This is a genomic window from Pseudomonas sp. MF7453 (assembly GCF_016405455.1).
GTDB classification, from domain to species: domain Bacteria; phylum Pseudomonadota; class Gammaproteobacteria; order Pseudomonadales; family Pseudomonadaceae; genus Aquipseudomonas; species Aquipseudomonas paralactis.
The window spans coordinates 498,544-513,302 of the sequence record NZ_JAEKCN010000001.1 but is presented as its reverse complement, the minus strand read 5'-3'; the positions used below and the strand labels follow the sequence as shown (position 1 = coordinate 513,302).

The 14,759-nt window shown below is 60.2% G+C and carries 12 protein-coding genes; 9 read left to right on the top strand and 3 right to left on the bottom strand.

What is annotated here, in order from left to right; all coding sequences use genetic code 11:
- Positions 1-25: 25 nt before the first annotated feature.
- Together JFT63_RS02500 and JFT63_RS02495 are read right to left on the bottom strand one after the other, a co-directional pair.
- Entirely contained in the window at positions 26-1,309 is a 1,284-nt protein-coding gene (locus tag JFT63_RS02500; protein WP_198843382.1) for a Zn-dependent hydrolase, read from the bottom strand.
- A 144-nt stretch (positions 1,310-1,453) separates the two neighbouring features.
- Positions 1,454-2,941: an NCS1 family nucleobase:cation symporter-1 gene (locus JFT63_RS02495; protein WP_198843381.1), complete on the bottom strand. Its 1,488-nt coding sequence runs from the start codon at positions 2,939-2,941 to the stop codon at positions 1,454-1,456.
- Positions 2,942-3,530: 589 nt separating this feature from the next.
- Between JFT63_RS02495 and hydA the strand changes: the two genes are divergently transcribed.
- The 3 genes from hydA to preA all read left to right on the top strand — a co-directional run bounded on the left by hydA (position 3,531) and on the right by preA (position 7,773).
- Positions 3,531-4,970, top strand: a complete 1,440-nt coding sequence (gene hydA, locus JFT63_RS02490) for a dihydropyrimidinase (RefSeq protein WP_057700549.1) — start codon at positions 3,531-3,533, stop codon at positions 4,968-4,970.
- A gap of 161 nt (positions 4,971-5,131) precedes the next feature.
- Positions 5,132-6,499, top strand: coding sequence for an NAD(P)-dependent oxidoreductase (locus JFT63_RS02485; RefSeq protein ID WP_057701124.1), 1,368 nt, complete (start codon positions 5,132-5,134; stop codon positions 6,497-6,499).
- Positions 6,499-7,773, top strand: a complete 1,275-nt coding sequence (gene preA / locus JFT63_RS02480) for an NAD-dependent dihydropyrimidine dehydrogenase subunit PreA (RefSeq protein WP_057700550.1) — start codon at positions 6,499-6,501, stop codon at positions 7,771-7,773. Before JFT63_RS02485 ends, preA begins: the two co-directional genes overlap by 1 nt.
- Before the next feature lie 584 nt (positions 7,774-8,357).
- Here the strand turns inward: preA and JFT63_RS02475 are convergent.
- On the bottom strand, positions 8,358-8,978 hold the full coding sequence (locus tag JFT63_RS02475) for a TetR/AcrR family transcriptional regulator (protein WP_005789320.1): 621 nt from the start codon (positions 8,976-8,978) through the stop codon (positions 8,358-8,360).
- Between the two features lie 116 nt (positions 8,979-9,094).
- On the opposite strand from JFT63_RS02475, the gene copC reads away from it, so the two are divergent.
- The 6 genes from copC (at position 9,095) to JFT63_RS02445 (ending at position 14,729) form a co-directional block, all read left to right on the top strand.
- Complete coding sequence (gene copC, locus JFT63_RS02470; RefSeq protein WP_198843380.1) at positions 9,095-9,460, top strand: copper homeostasis periplasmic binding protein CopC; 366 nt, start codon at positions 9,095-9,097, stop codon at positions 9,458-9,460.
- A 3-nt stretch (positions 9,461-9,463) separates the two neighbouring features.
- Positions 9,464-10,321, top strand: a complete 858-nt coding sequence (gene copD, locus JFT63_RS02465; RefSeq protein WP_186561741.1) for a copper homeostasis membrane protein CopD — start codon at positions 9,464-9,466, stop codon at positions 10,319-10,321.
- 208 nt (positions 10,322-10,529) lie between these two features.
- The gene (locus JFT63_RS02460; protein ID WP_186561743.1) at positions 10,530-11,792 is read left to right on the top strand and encodes an OprD family porin; all 1,263 of its coding nucleotides are present in this window, start codon (positions 10,530-10,532) and stop codon (positions 11,790-11,792) included.
- A 201-nt stretch (positions 11,793-11,993) separates the two neighbouring features.
- Complete coding sequence (locus JFT63_RS02455) at positions 11,994-12,812, top strand: NAD-dependent epimerase/dehydratase family protein (RefSeq protein WP_198708798.1); 819 nt, start codon at positions 11,994-11,996, stop codon at positions 12,810-12,812.
- A 28-nt stretch (positions 12,813-12,840) separates the two neighbouring features.
- Positions 12,841-13,716, top strand: a complete 876-nt coding sequence (locus JFT63_RS02450) for an SMP-30/gluconolactonase/LRE family protein (protein ID WP_198843379.1) — start codon at positions 12,841-12,843, stop codon at positions 13,714-13,716.
- A 50-nt stretch (positions 13,717-13,766) separates the two neighbouring features.
- Positions 13,767-14,729: a TRAP transporter substrate-binding protein gene (locus JFT63_RS02445; RefSeq protein ID WP_057700556.1), complete on the top strand. Its 963-nt coding sequence runs from the start codon at positions 13,767-13,769 to the stop codon at positions 14,727-14,729.
- The last annotated feature ends 30 nt before the right edge of the window (positions 14,730-14,759 follow it).

Sequence of the window (14,759 nt, the reverse complement as noted above, 5' to 3'; positions counted from 1 at the left end):
CTCGCTCCTACATTTTTAGCGCATTTCAGGCCGCGAGTTTGCCGCTGGCGATGGCCGCTGAAGCGGCTAGCATGGCGCGCAACAACACCGCGCACCCCGCCGCCAAGTCATCCGGTGCGGCATTTTCGATTTCGTTGTGGCTGATGCCGCCTTCACACGGTACAAAGATCATCCCCGCCGGGCCCAGTTCAGCCACGAAGATCGCGTCGTGCCCTGCCCCGCTGACGATGTCCAGGTTCGACAAGCCCAAGCCCTTGGCGGCATCGCGCACCGCCTCCACACAGCCTTTGTCGAAGTACAGCGGCGGGAAGTCCGCCGTAGGCTGCAGGTCGAAACTCAAGCCATGTTTGGCGCAGGTGTCCTCGATCACCTGGCGCACTTGGGCAATCATCGAATCCAGCCGTGCCGGTTCCAGGTGACGAAAATCCAGGGTCATGCGCACTTCGCCAGGAATCACGTTGCGCGATCCCGGATACGCTTGCAGGCAACCCACCGTGCCGCATGCGTGGGGCTGGTGTGCCAACGCCGCCGCGTTTACGGCGGCCACCACCGCGGCCGCGCCGACCAGGGCGTCCTTGCGCAAGTGCATGGGTGTAGGGCCGGCATGGGCTTCAACACCGCGCAGCTTCAGGTCAAACCACTTTTGCCCGAGGGCGCCGAGCACCACGCCGATGGTTTTGTGTTCATCCTCCAGAATCGGCCCTTGTTCGATATGGGCCTCGAAATAAGCGCCGACCTTATGCCCGCTGACCGGCCGCGTTCCGGCATAGCCAATCGCGTTCAACGCATCCCCCACGCTGACCCCATCGGCATCCACTTTGGCCAGGGTATCGGCCAGGGTGAACTTCTCGGCAAACACCCCTGAGCCCATCATGCACGGCGGGAAGCGCGAGCCTTCTTCGTTGGTCCATACCACCACTTCCAGCGGCGCGTCGGTTTCCACATTCAGATCGTTAAGGGTGCGCAGCACTTCCACACCGGCCAGCACGCCGAAGCAGCCGTCGAACTTGCCGCCGGTGGGCTGGGTGTCGATATGGCTGCCGGTCATCACCGGTGGCAGGTCGGGATTGCGACCGGGGCGGCGCGCGAAGATATTGCCGATGCCGTCGATGGTCACAGTGCAGCCGGCCGCTTCGCACCACTGCACGAAGAGATCGCGAGCCTTGCGGTCGAGGTCGGTGAGGGCCAGGCGACACACACCGCCCTTGGGCGTGGCGCCGAGTTTGGCCAGGTCCATCAGCGACTGCCACAGACGGTCGCGGTTGATGTGCTGATGGGTCGATTGCAGAACGTCGAGGGCAGCGTTCATGGGGGTCTCCTCAGGCTGAGTTTCTTATGCATTGACGCGGTCAATTGTGGGAGCTGGCTTGCCTGCGATGGCGGTGTGTCAGTCGACATGGCTTTAACTGATAGTCCGCTATCGCAGGCAAGCCAGCTCCCACCTCGACCGTGTTTACAACGGGGATTTGGCGGTGAGTGGACTGCTAGCGCGCTTGGCATTAAGCCCGTAATACAACACCCCGCCCAACGCAGAACCGGTGAACCAGCCGTAGCTGTAGAACCAGCTGAACGCATCGCTGCCCAGCGACAACAGGGTCAGTACCACCGGTACGCCAAAGGCGATAAACCCGCTCCAGTTCCACGCCGGGTACACGTCATCACGGTAAAGTCCTGCCAGGTCCAGTTGCTGTTTGCGGGTGATGAAGTAGTCCACCACCATGATCCCGGCAATCGGGCCCAGCAGGCTCGAATAGCCGAGCAACCAGTTGGAGTAGACGGTCTCCAGGCTGACATCGGAGACGATCAACCCAAGTTTTTTCAGCAGTTCATGGGCCATCAGCGCCAGCCCTACCAGGCCGGTCAGGATCACCGCGGTGGTGCGATTGATCAGCTTGGGCGCGATGTTCTGGAAATCGTTTGTAGGCGAAACGATGTTCGCCGCCGTATTGGTGGACAGGGTGGCGACGATGATCAGCGCCATCGCCACGGCTACCCACACCGGGCTCTGGATATGGCCAATGAGGGTCACCGGGTCGGAGACGCTGACGCCCACCAACTTCACCGAGGCGGCGGTCATGATCACGCCGAGGGCGGCGAACAAAAACATGGTCAACGGCAGGCCGAAGATCTGCCCCAGGATCTGGTCTTTCTGGCTCTTGGCGTAGCGGCTGAAGTCGGGAATGTTCAGCGACAAGGTGGCCCAGAAGCCCACCATCGCGGTCAGGCCGGCCATGAAGTAGCCGGTGAGGCTTGCGCCTTCAGGGCGTTTGGGCGGGATCGCCATCAGCTCGCTGAGGGACACATTCGGCATCGCCCATACCAGCAGGCCAATGCCTACCGCCACCAACAACGGCGCCGACAGGGTTTCCAGGCGCTTGATCGACTCGGCACCGCGCAGCACCACCCACAGGTTCAGGCACCAGAAAATCATGAAGCCAATCACTTCACCGGTGCCGCCCAGCGACTTCCAGCCTTCGAAAATGGAGCCGAGAAACAGGTGAATCGCCAACCCGCCAAACATCGTCTGGATGCCAAACCAGCCGCAGGCCACCAGCGCGCGAATCAGGCACGGCACGTTGGAACCAAGAATGCCGAATGACGAGCGCAACAGCACCGGAAACGGGATGCCGTACTTGGTGCCGGGAAACGCGTTGAGCGTCAGCGGGATCAACACCACGATATTGGCCAGCAGGATCGCCATCAGCGCCTCGCCCACCGATAAGCCGAAATACGCGGTGAGTACCCCGCCCAGCGTGTAGGTCGGCACGCAGATCGACATGCCGACCCACAAGGCGGTGATGTGCCATTTGTTCCAGGTGCGCTCGTGCACCTTGGTGGGTGCCATGTCGTGGTTGTAGCGAGGGCTGTCGAGGACGTCGGGGCCGGCGTCGAGTTCGTACAGGCCGTTGCGCTCGATGACTTGCGATCTGTTCTGTTGCATGGCCGCTCCACGGTTTTTTAAAATTATTTTGCTCACCTGCACGCGGTGTGCAGGAGGCCGGAGTACCGCATAAACAACATGACATCTCGGGTTCCGACCCGTCGCCTTTGCACTCAATTACCGTGCCGACAACGGCGGCTGAACCCGCACCGCTTATATAACGTGCTGATGTTTATCAGCTTTCCAAGTGAGCCTGAGTTAATGGCCGCGTTATTCAGGCGACCCATTGCACAAGTTGCCCGAACCCTCAGGTCTCAATCTGGTGCAACACAATTATTTTTATTTTTCAGCGCCGTCAATAGGCATATCTCAAGCGTCTGATTTGCAATAAGAAATGTTGCTCAAAAAGCGAAGCTGTCAAGTGCGTCAAAATGGTGAGCTACCGCTACATTTTGGTGATTTTGTTGTTTTTACCTTTAAAATCAATAACTTGATTTAATTAAACGCTTGAAAAAAATCTACTTGCCCAATCGAAAAACTCGGGCTAGTTTCTATTCCTGTCACCGATGACAGGAATTAATCAATCATCGACTGGCGGTATTACAACTTAGAACTGGCATAAGCCGGTCAAGCCTGTGAGGAACTCGACATGTCGCTGTTGATCCGTGGCGCAACCGTTATTACCCATGATGAAAGTTACCGCGCCGACGTGTTATGCGCAGGCGGTCTAATCCGGGCCATTGGCACGAATCTGGATATTCCCGCAGGCACTGAACTACTCGATGGCAGCGGCCAATACTTGATGCCGGGCGGCATCGATCCCCACACCCACATGCAACTGCCCTTCATGGGTACCGTGGCCAGCGAAGACTTTTTCAGTGGTACGGCCGCGGGCCTGGCCGGTGGTACCACTTCAATCATCGATTTTGTGATTCCCAACCCGCAGCAATCCTTGATGGAAGCCTTCCACCAGTGGCGCGGCTGGGCCGAAAAGTCCGCATCCGATTATGGCTTCCATGTGGCGATCACCTGGTGGAGCGAGCAGGTGCGCGAGGAAATGGCCGAGCTGGTCAGCCATCACGGCATCAACAGCTTCAAGCATTTCATGGCTTACAAGAACGCGATCATGGCCGCCGACGATACCCTGGTGGCCAGCTTCGAACGCTGCCTGGAACTGGGCGCGGTGCCCACCGTCCATGCGGAAAACGGCGAACTGGTGTATCACCTGCAACGCAAGCTGATGGCCCAGGGCATCACCGGGCCGGAAGCCCACCCGCTGTCGCGTCCGTCTCAGGTGGAAGGCGAAGCGGCCAGCCGCGCAATACGAATTGCCGAGACCATCGGCACGCCGCTGTACCTGGTGCATGTGTCGACCAAAGAAGCGCTGGATGAAATCACCTACGCCCGGGGCAAGGGCCAGGCGGTGTACGGTGAAGTACTCGCCGGCCACTTGCTGCTCGACGACAGTGTCTACCAGCATCCGGACTGGCAGACCGCCGCCGGCTACGTCATGAGCCCGCCGTTCCGTCCGCGCGGGCACCAGGAGGCCCTGTGGCACGGCCTGCAATCGGGCAACCTGCACACCACCGCCACCGACCACTGCTGCTTCTGCGCCGAGCAAAAAGCCGCCGGGCGTGACGACTTCAGCAAAATCCCCAACGGCACCGCCGGTATCGAAGACCGCATGGCGCTGCTGTGGCACGAAGGCGTCAACACCGGGCGCCTGTCGATGCAAGCGTTCGTTGCGCTGACCTCCACCAACACCGCGAAAATCTTCAACCTCTACCCCCGTAAAGGTGCGATTCGCGTCGGCGCCGATGCCGACCTGGTGCTCTGGGACCCTGACGGCACGCGAACCATTTCGGCCAAGACCCACCACCAGCAAGTCGACTTCAACATCTTTGAAGGCAAGACCGTACGCGGCGTGCCCAGCCACACCATCAGCCAGGGCAAGCTGGTCTGGGCCGATGGCGACCTGCGCGCCGAGCGAGGGGCCGGACGGTATGTGGAGCGGCCGGCGTATCCGTCGGTGTTCGAGCAGTTGAGCAAGCGGGCAGCGCTTTGCAAGCCAGTGGCCGTGAACCGCTGAAGCCCCCTTCGCGAGCAAGCCCGCTCCCACATTTGATCCCATTTCAACAGGAAAAAAGCGGTGGAATGTGGGAGCGCGCTTGCTCGCAAAGAGGCCAGTACAGGCAAAAAAAAACCAATGCCCATCAGAGGCAGCACCTCAATAACCGTGAGGCCAATACCGTGATCCAGACCCTGACCCACCTCCCCCACCCCCGTGATGATGCGGCCACCCTCGCCAGCCAGTTCACTGACCTGGCACCGCCGCTCAACGCCCGGCAAGCGCACCTGGAAGCCTCGCGCTGCCTGTACTGCTACGACGCGCCATGCGTGAATGCATGCCCCAGCGATATCGACATCCCGTCGTTCATCCGCAATATCCACACCGAGAACGTGCAAGGCGCCGCGCAGAAAATTCTCTCGGCCAACATCCTCGGCGGCAGTTGCGCACGGGTTTGCCCCACGGAGATCCTGTGCCAGCAAGCTTGCGTGCGTAACAACGCCGAAGAATGCGCGCCGGTACTGATTGGCCTGTTGCAACGCTACGCCATCGACAACGCGCACTTCAGCGAACACCCGTTCCAGCGCGCCGCGCCCACCGGCAAACGCATCGCCGTGGTCGGCGCTGGGCCTGCGGGGTTGGCCTGCGCCCACCGCGCCGCCTTGCACGGCCATGACGTGGTGATTTTCGAAGCCCGGGAAAAAGCCGGCGGCCTGAATGAATACGGGATCGCCAAGTACAAGCTGGTGGATGATTTTGCCCAGCAGGAACTGGATTTCCTTTTGCAAATCGGCGGTATCGAAATCCGCCACGGCGAGCGCCTGGGCCACAACCTGACCTTGAGCGAACTGCACCAGCAATTCGATTCGGTGTTCCTCGGCCTCGGTCTGGCGGCCAGCAAACAACTGGGTCTGGCGCACGAAGACGCCCCCGGCCTGCTCGCCGCCACCGACTACATCCGCGAACTGCGCCAGGCCGATGACCTCACCCAATTGCCCCTGGCCGACCGCTGCATCGTGCTCGGCGCTGGCAATACCGCCATCGACATGGCCGTGCAAATGGCTCGCCTCGGTGCCCGCGATGTAAACCTTGTGTACCGCCGCGGCCTGACGGACATGGGCGCTACCCATCACGAACAAGACATTGCCAAGGCCAATCAAGTGCGGCTGCTGACCTGGGCCCAGCCCGACGAAGTGTTGCTCGATGAGCAGGGCCGTGTACGCGGTATGCGTTTCGCCCGCACCCACCTGGAACAGGGTCGTTTGCTACCGACGGGAGAAACCTTCGAACTGGCCGCCGATGCGATCTTCAAGGCCATCGGCCAAGGCTTCGGCAACGAGGCACTGCACGACCCGCTGGCTCAGCAACTGCACCGTGTGGGTGAGCGCATCTTTGTCGATGAACAGCTGCGCACCAGTATCCCCGGCGTGTATGCCGGCGGCGATTGCGTCAGCCTCGGCCAGGACCTCACCGTGCAAGCCGTGCAACATGGCAAGCTGGCCGCCGAGGCCATGCACGCCCAACTCATGCTGAATGTGGAGGCTGCGTAATGGCCGATCTCTCGATAGTCTTCGCCGGTATCAAAGCCCCCAACCCCTTCTGGCTGGCCTCCGCGCCGCCCACCGACAAAGCTTATAACGTGGTTCGCGCCTTCGAAGCCGGCTGGGGGGGCGTGGTGTGGAAAACCCTGGGTGAAGACCCGGCGGCAGTGAACGTGTCATCACGCTACTCTGCGCATTACGGGGCGAATCGTGAAGTGCTGGGCATCAACAATATCGAACTGATCACCGACCGCTCCCTGGAGATCAACCTGCGGGAAATCACCCAGGTGAAAAAGGACTGGCCCGACCGTGCCCTGATCGTATCGCTGATGGTGCCCTGCGTTGAGGAGTCCTGGAAAAACATCCTGCCCCTGGTGGAGGCGACCGGCTGCGATGGCATCGAGCTGAATTTCGGCTGCCCCCACGGGATGCCCGAACGTGGCATGGGCGCAGCGGTCGGCCAGGTACCGGAGTATGTGGAACAGGTGACACGCTGGTGCAAGACGTATTGCTCGCTGCCGGTGATCGTCAAGCTCACGCCCAACATCACCGACATCCGCGTGGCAGCAAGAGCAGCGTATCGCGGCGGTGCGGACGCAGTGTCGTTGATCAACACCATCAACTCCATCACCAGCGTAGACCTGGAGCGCATGGTCGCCCTGCCGGTGGTCGGCACTCAGAGCACCCACGGCGGTTACTGCGGTTCGGCGGTCAAGCCGATAGCACTGAACATGGTCGCCGAAATCGCCCGCGACCCACAGACCCAGGGCCTGCCGATTTGCGGCATCGGCGGTATCGGCAACTGGCGCGATGCCGCGGAATTCGTCGCCCTGGGCTGCGGCGCGGTGCAGGTGTGCACGGCGGCGATGCTGCATGGCTTCAGGATTGTGGACGAGATGAAGGACGGGCTGTCGCGTTGGATGGACAGCCAGGGTTACACCAGCCTGCAGGCATTTTCCGGGCGGGCTGTGGGTAACACCACAGACTGGAAGTACCTGGATATCAACTACCAGGTGATCGCCAGGATCGACCAGGCGGCGTGTATCGGCTGTGGGCGTTGCCACATTGCTTGTGAGGACACTTCGCACCAGGCGATCGCCAGTTTGAAGCAGGCGGATGGCACGCATAAGTACGAAGTAATTGATGATGAGTGCGTGGGCTGCAACCTGTGCCAGATCACCTGCCCGGTGGCGGACTGTATTGAGATGGTGCCGATGGACACGGGCAAGCCGTTTTTGAATTGGACGCAGGACCCACGCAACCCTTATCGCGAAGCTGTGTAGGCCTTTTAGACTGCTATCGGGGCATAGGTATCTACACAACTCTTTGGTGCGACGCCGGACCTGTGGGAGGGGGCTTGCCCCCGATGGCGGCCTAAGAGCCGACCAGGATGCTGGATCAGACCGAGTACATATCCATTCCTGCGGTAACGGCCACTTAGGGTTCCGCTTTTACAGCGGGTCACTTTCGAAAGGCGCGAAAGTAACCAAAGCGCTCTTGCCCCACCACTCGGCACCTCGCTTAGGCTCGGTGTGCCCGTAATCCGCCATGGATCTGGGGGGCCGCCGCCACGCGCCATCCATGGCGCGGGGCGGCTAAACCGGCATCCCTGCCGGTTTACCCCCCAAATCCCTGTCGAATTCCGGCCAGCGTGGTTTAACGGGGCGCCTAAGATCAAAAGCAGATCAAGAGCAAGAGCAAGAGCGGCTCGCTTCGCATCGTGGTTAGCGTCGGCAGTGGCTACAAAAGTTGTGTAGATACCCATGGCTATCGGGCGCAAGCCCCCTGCCACATTTGATCAGGTTCACATAGATCCACTGTGGGAGGGGGCTTGCCCCCGATGAGGCCCTCAGCCTCATTACAATATTCAAGGCTCCAACCCGATCCCCCGCAAAATCACGCTGGTCACCGTCTGAATCGCTTTCTCGAACTGCATATCCGACAACGGCTGGTGATCATTCAAGATTTTCACCTGGTGATCAAAGTCGGCGTAGTGCTGGGTCGAGGCCCAGATCATGTACAGCAGGCTCGACGGCTCCACCGGCAGGATGCGTTTGTCTTGCACCCATTGGCGAATCTTCGCTTCCTTCATCTTGGCCCAGTCGTACAGGCTTTCATCCAGGGCCTCACCGAGCGTGGGCGCGCCGTGGATGATTTCATTGGCCCAGACCTTGGAGCCGTAAGGGCGCGTGCGCGAGCGCTGCATCTTGGCGCGAATATAGCTGCTGAGCACCACACGCGGGTCATCGAAGGTTTCGAAGCTCAAGGCGTCCTGCTTCCACAGCTCCAGCAGGTCGAACAGCACCGCGCTGTACAGTTCGCTTTTGGTGGTGAAGTAATAATGCAGGTTAGAACGCGGCAGTTGCACCTCTTCGGCGATGTCGGCCATGGCGGTACTGCCATAGCCTTTTTCAGCGAAGACTTTTTCCGCCGCCAGCAGGATTTTCTCGACGTTGACCCGACGGATTCCGATCTTGTGATTGCCCATAAGGGCTCCCTGACAACAACACGAGTTAGAGACTACCACCAGCTCTAGATCGGGGCGACAGGCCGAGCCGAAACTTCGTACACTGCCGGTTCCTATCCTCTGATTGGTATTGAACAATGTTGATCAAGAAGTCCCTGACGGCTGCTGCTCTATTCACTGCCCTGCTTGGCGCCTCAACGGCGTTTGCCCATGCTCACCTCAAAAGCTCGACGCCTGCGCCTGACACCACCGTCGCTGCGCCCGCCGATCTGCGCCTGACCTTCAGCGAAGGTGTCGAAGCCACCTTCACCAAAGTCTCCCTGAGCAAGGACGGTACTGAAATCGCCATCAAGGGCCTGGAAACCCCGGACGCCGACAAGAAAGTCCTGGTTGTGACCCCTGCCGCACCGCTCGCGACCGGCAATTACAAGGTCGTGTGGAATGCGGTGTCGGTCGACACCCACAAGAGCAGCGGTGAATACAACTTCAAGGTCGGCCAGTAACCCATGGCAACCCTGCTGGTGCTGTGCCGCTTCCTGCATTTTATCGTCGTGCTGCTGATGTTCGGGGCTTGTGTGCTCAGGCCCTGGCTGCTCGGCGCCACAGTGCAGCCGGTGCTGGACCGGCAACTACTGCGCATCACCCGCGGCCTGGCCTGTGTGGGGCTGGTTTCCGGCGTAGTGTGGCTGCTGTTGATCACTGCCAGCATGGCCGGCAGCTGGGCCGCAGCACTGCAACCGGCCACCGTGCAATTGGTGCTGGGCAAGACCTTTTTCGGCCAGGTATGGGCCTGGCACCTGCTGCTGAATTTTCTGTTGGTGATCGTGCTGATCAAACCCTGGCCGGCCCTGCGCTTGCCGCTGACTGCCCTGCTGCTGGCGACCCTGGCGCCGGTAGGCCATGGCGCCATGCTCGACGGGCTGAATGGGCGATTGCTGATCCTCAACCAGGTAGTGCATCTGCTGTGCGTAGGGGCCTGGCTGGGTGGGTTGCTGGTGCTGGTTTTAATCCTGAGACACGCCCGCAAGCATCGCCTGGAGCCGATTCTGCGGCGCTTCAGCGGCGTAGGTTATGGCCTCGTCGCGGGCCTGCTGGTGACCGGCCTGATCAATGTGCGCGTGCTCACCGGGCAACTGTGGCCTACGCCGCTGTTCGATGGGTTTGCCTTGATCCTGCTGATCAAGGTGGGGTTGGTGCTGGGTATGCTGGGGTTGGCATTGCTGAACCGGTTGCGTATCGAACGCTGCGAACAGCGCCTGGGCAGTTTGAAAGCCAGTGTGATGATGGAATGGCTGCTGGGTATTGCAGCCGTGGCCGCTGTGTCCCTGCTGGGCACCTTGCCACCAATGGTCATGGCTGGCTGAAAAGTACTTTGCAATTCAATTAATGTGGGAGAGGCCTTGCCCTCTGTAGGCGATGATCGCTTGACTGACTGGCATTAGGGCAAGCCATACCCGGTCATCGTATAACTTATGCTTGACATGCCCCGAAAACCCCGCAAATATCCCGCTCAATGTTGTACGACGACGTATAACAAATAATAAAAACAACAAAAGAAAAGGGAGCCTCACTGTGAGTCAACTCGCCCGTCATTCCTGCTCGCGCCTTGGCCTTATCGGTCTAGGCAGCCTCGCCATCACCCTGCCTCTGGGCGCCAGCGCCGAAGGCTTTGTCGATGATGCCAAGGCCACGCTCAACTTGCGTAACGCCTATTTCAATCGAAACTTCACCAACCCCGCCAACTCCCAGGGCAAGGCCGAAGAGTGGACCCAGAACTTCATCCTCGACGCCAAATCCGGCTTTACCCAAGGCACCGTCGGGTTCGGGATTGATGTGTTGGGCCTGTATTCGCAAAAGCTCGATGGCGGTAAAGGCACGGCCGGCACCCAACTGCTGCCGGTGCATGACGACGGCCGCCCCGCCGACAATTTCGGGCGCCTTGGGGTGGCGCTGAAAACCAGGCTGTCCAAGACCGAGCTGAAAGTTGGCGAGTGGATGCCGGTGCTGCCGATCCTGCGTTCCGACGATGGCCGCTCCCTGCCCCAGACCTTTCGCGGCGGTCAGGTCACGTCCAGCGAGATCGCCGGCCTGACCCTCTACGGCGGCCAGTTTCGCGGCAACAGTCCGCGCAACGATGCGAGCATGGAAGACATGTTCATGAACGGCAAAGCCGCATTCACGTCCGACCGGTTCAACTTCGGCGGGGGCGAATATACCTTCAACGACAAGCGCACCCAGGTCGGCCTGTGGTACGCCGAACTCACTGATATCTACCAGCAACAGTATCTGAACCTCACCCACAGCCAGCCGGTGGGCGACTGGACCCTGGGCGCCAACCTCGGTTTCTTCAACGGCAAGGAAGACGGCAGCGCCCTGGCCGGCGACCTCGACAACAAGACCCTGTTCGCCCTGCTCTCGGCCAAATACAACGGCCACACCTTTTACGTGGGCCTGCAAAAGCTCACCGGCGACAGTGTATGGATGCGCATCAACGGCACCAGCGGCGGCACGCTGGCCAACGACAGCTACAACTCCAGCTATGACAACGCCCGGGAAAAATCCTGGCAGGTGCGCCATGACTTCAACTTCGTGGTACTCGGCATACCCGGGCTGACCCTGATGAACCGCTATATCAGCGGCAGTAACGTGCACACCGGCGCGATCACCGACGGCAAGGAATGGGGGCGTGAATCGGAATTGGCCTATACGGTGCAAAGCGGCGCACTGAAAAACCTCAATGTGAAGTGGCGCAACTCGACCATGCGCCGGGATTTCAGCAATAACGAGTTTGATGAGAACCGGATTTTTATCAGCTACCCGATTTCGTTGCTCTAAGTGTGGGAGGGCTTTTGTAGGAGCGAGCTTGCTCGCGAGAAACCCATGGGCGCCGCGTTTAATCAGGAACACGCGTTATCGTTGACGTTTTTCGCGAGCAAGCTCGTTCCTACAGAGGACCGGACGTTGACAACACAAGGAATCCCTAACACTATTTCCCTATAGTCATACGACAACCTACAACAAAAATCTGGAAAGCCCATGACCACTACTACCCCCGCTCCCTTCAACCGCCTGCTGCTCACTGGTGCCGCCGGCGGGCTGGGTAAAGTCTTGCGCGAACGTATGCGCCCTTACGCCAGGGTCCTGCGCCTGTCGGATATCGCCGACATGGCCCCCGCCATTGATGCCCGCGAAGAAGTGCACACCTGCGACCTGTCCGACAAGCAAGCCGTGCACCAGTTGGTGGAAGGCGTCGACGCCATTCTGCATTTTGGCGGTGTGTCGGTAGAGCGCTCGTTTGAAGAAGTGCTCGGCGCCAACATCAGCGGCATCTTCCATATCTACGAGGCCGCCCGCCGCCATGGCGTAAAGCGTGTGATCTTCGCCAGCTCCAACCACGTGATTGGCTTCTATAAACAGGGTGAACAACTCGACGCCCACTCCCCGCGCCGTCCGGACAGCTACTACGGCCTGTCCAAGTCCTACGGCGAAGACATGGCAAGTTTTTACTTTGACCGTTATGGCATCCAGACCGTGAGCATCCGCATCGGCTCCTCGTTCCCGCAGCCGCAGAACCGCCGGATGATGCACACCTGGCTGAGTTTCGATGACCTGACCCAATTGCTCGAACGCGCGCTGTACACGCCCGACGTCGGCCATACCGTGGTCTACGGCATGTCGGCCAACCTCGACACCTGGTGGGATAACCGCTACGCCGCGCACCTGGGTTTTGCGCCCAAGGACAGCTCCGAAGTGTTCCGCGCCCAGGTCGAGGCCCAGCCGCCGGTCGCAGATGATGACCCGGCGAAGATTTATCAGGGCGGCGCGTTCTGCGCGGCAGGCCCATTCGGTGACTGAGTACAGCAACCCAAGGGAATGAGTGGCCATGACTGCAGAATTGATTGTCGATGCCCGCAACGCCGTGGGCGAATGCCCGGTGTGGGTGCCCGAAGAAAACGCCCTCTATTGGGTGGACATCCCCAACGGCGACCTGCAACGTTGGGATGCCTCTACCGGGCACCTGAGCGCCTGGAAAGCCCCGCAGATGCTCGCCTGCATTGCACGCACCCAAGCAGGTAATTGGGTGGCCGGCATGCAAACCGGCTTCTTCCAACTCACACCCCACACTGACGGCAGCCTCGACACGACGCCCTTGGCCCACATCGAACACTCGCGCGCGGACATGCGTTTGAACGACGGCCGCTGCGATCGCCAGGGCCGCTTCTGGGCCGGCAGCATGGTGCTGAATATGGGTTTGAACGCGGCCGAAGGCGTGCTTTATCGCTATGCGTCTGGCGCCACGCCCCACGCGCAACTGGAGGGGTTTATGACCCTCAACGGCCTGGCCTTCAGCCCGGATGGCCGCACGATGTATGCCTCCGATTCCCACCCGTTGGTGCAGCAGATCTGGGCCTTCGACTACGACATCGACACCGGCACGCCGTCCAACCGTCGCGTGTTTGTCGACATGCATGACTTTCTCGGCAGGCCCGACGGTGCAGCGGTAGACGCCGATGGCTGCTACTGGATCTGCGCCAACGATGCCGGCCTGGTCCACCGCTTTACCCCGGACGGTCGACTCGACCAGTCCCTCACCGTACCGGTAAAAAAACCCACCATGTGCGCCTTTGGCGGCAGTCGCCTGGACACCCTGTACGTCACCTCCATTCGTGACGATCAGCGTGACAGTTCACTGTCCGGCGGCGTGTTTGCCCTCAACCCCGGCGTCAAGGGCTTGCCCGAACCCCAGTTCATCCTCTAGCTGCATCGCTGTGCCTTGAATACAACAATAACAAGACAGGAATACCGCCCATGGACTTCAAACGCACCTTGCTCGCCGCCACACTCGTGGCCCTCAGCAGCGCCGCCCACGCGCTGGAAATCAAGTTTGCCGACATCCACCCCGCCGGCTACCCCACCGTGGTCGCCGAAGAAAACATGGGCAAGGCCCTGACCCAGCAAAGCAACGGCGAACTGACCTTCAAGTACTTTCCCGGCGGTGTGCTCGGCTCCGAGAAAGAAGTCGTCGAACAGGCCCAGGTCGGCGCCGTGCAGATGACCCGCGTCAGCCTTGGCATCGTCGGCCCGGTGGTGCCGGATGTGAACGTGTTCAACCTGCCGTTCGTATTCCGCGATCAGGCGCATATGCGCAAGGTGATTGACGGCGAGATCGGCGATGAGATCCTCGCCAGGATCACTGATTCCGAATTCGGCCTGGTGGCCCTGGCCTGGATGGACGGCGGCACGCGTAACCTTTACACCAAGAAACCGGTGCGCAAGATCGAAGACCTCAAAGGCATGAAGATTCGCGTGCAAGGCAACCCGATCTTCATCGAAGCCTTCAATGCGATGGGCGCCAACGGCATCGCCATGGATACCGGTGAAATCTTCAGCGCCTTGCAGACCGGCGTGATCGACGGTGCAGAAAACAACCCGCCCACGCTTCTGGAACATAACCACTTCCAGAACGCCAAGTACTACACCCTCACCGAACACCTGATCCTGCCCGAGCCCATCGTGATGTCGAAAATCACCTGGAACAAGCTCAGCCCCGCGCAACAAGACATGGTCAAGAAAGCCGCCAAGGCCGCCCAGGCTGACGAGCGCGTGTTGTGGGATGCCAAGTCGGCCAGCAGTGAGGAGAAACTCAAAAAGGCCGGGGTCGAGTTCATCACCGTCGACAAAAAGCCCTTCTATGACGCCACCGCAGCGGTTCGCGCCAAATATGGCGCGCCCTACGCCGACATGATCAAGCGTATCGACGCCGTTCAATAACCTCTCCTGCTTCCTGCATAAGGCCCGGCG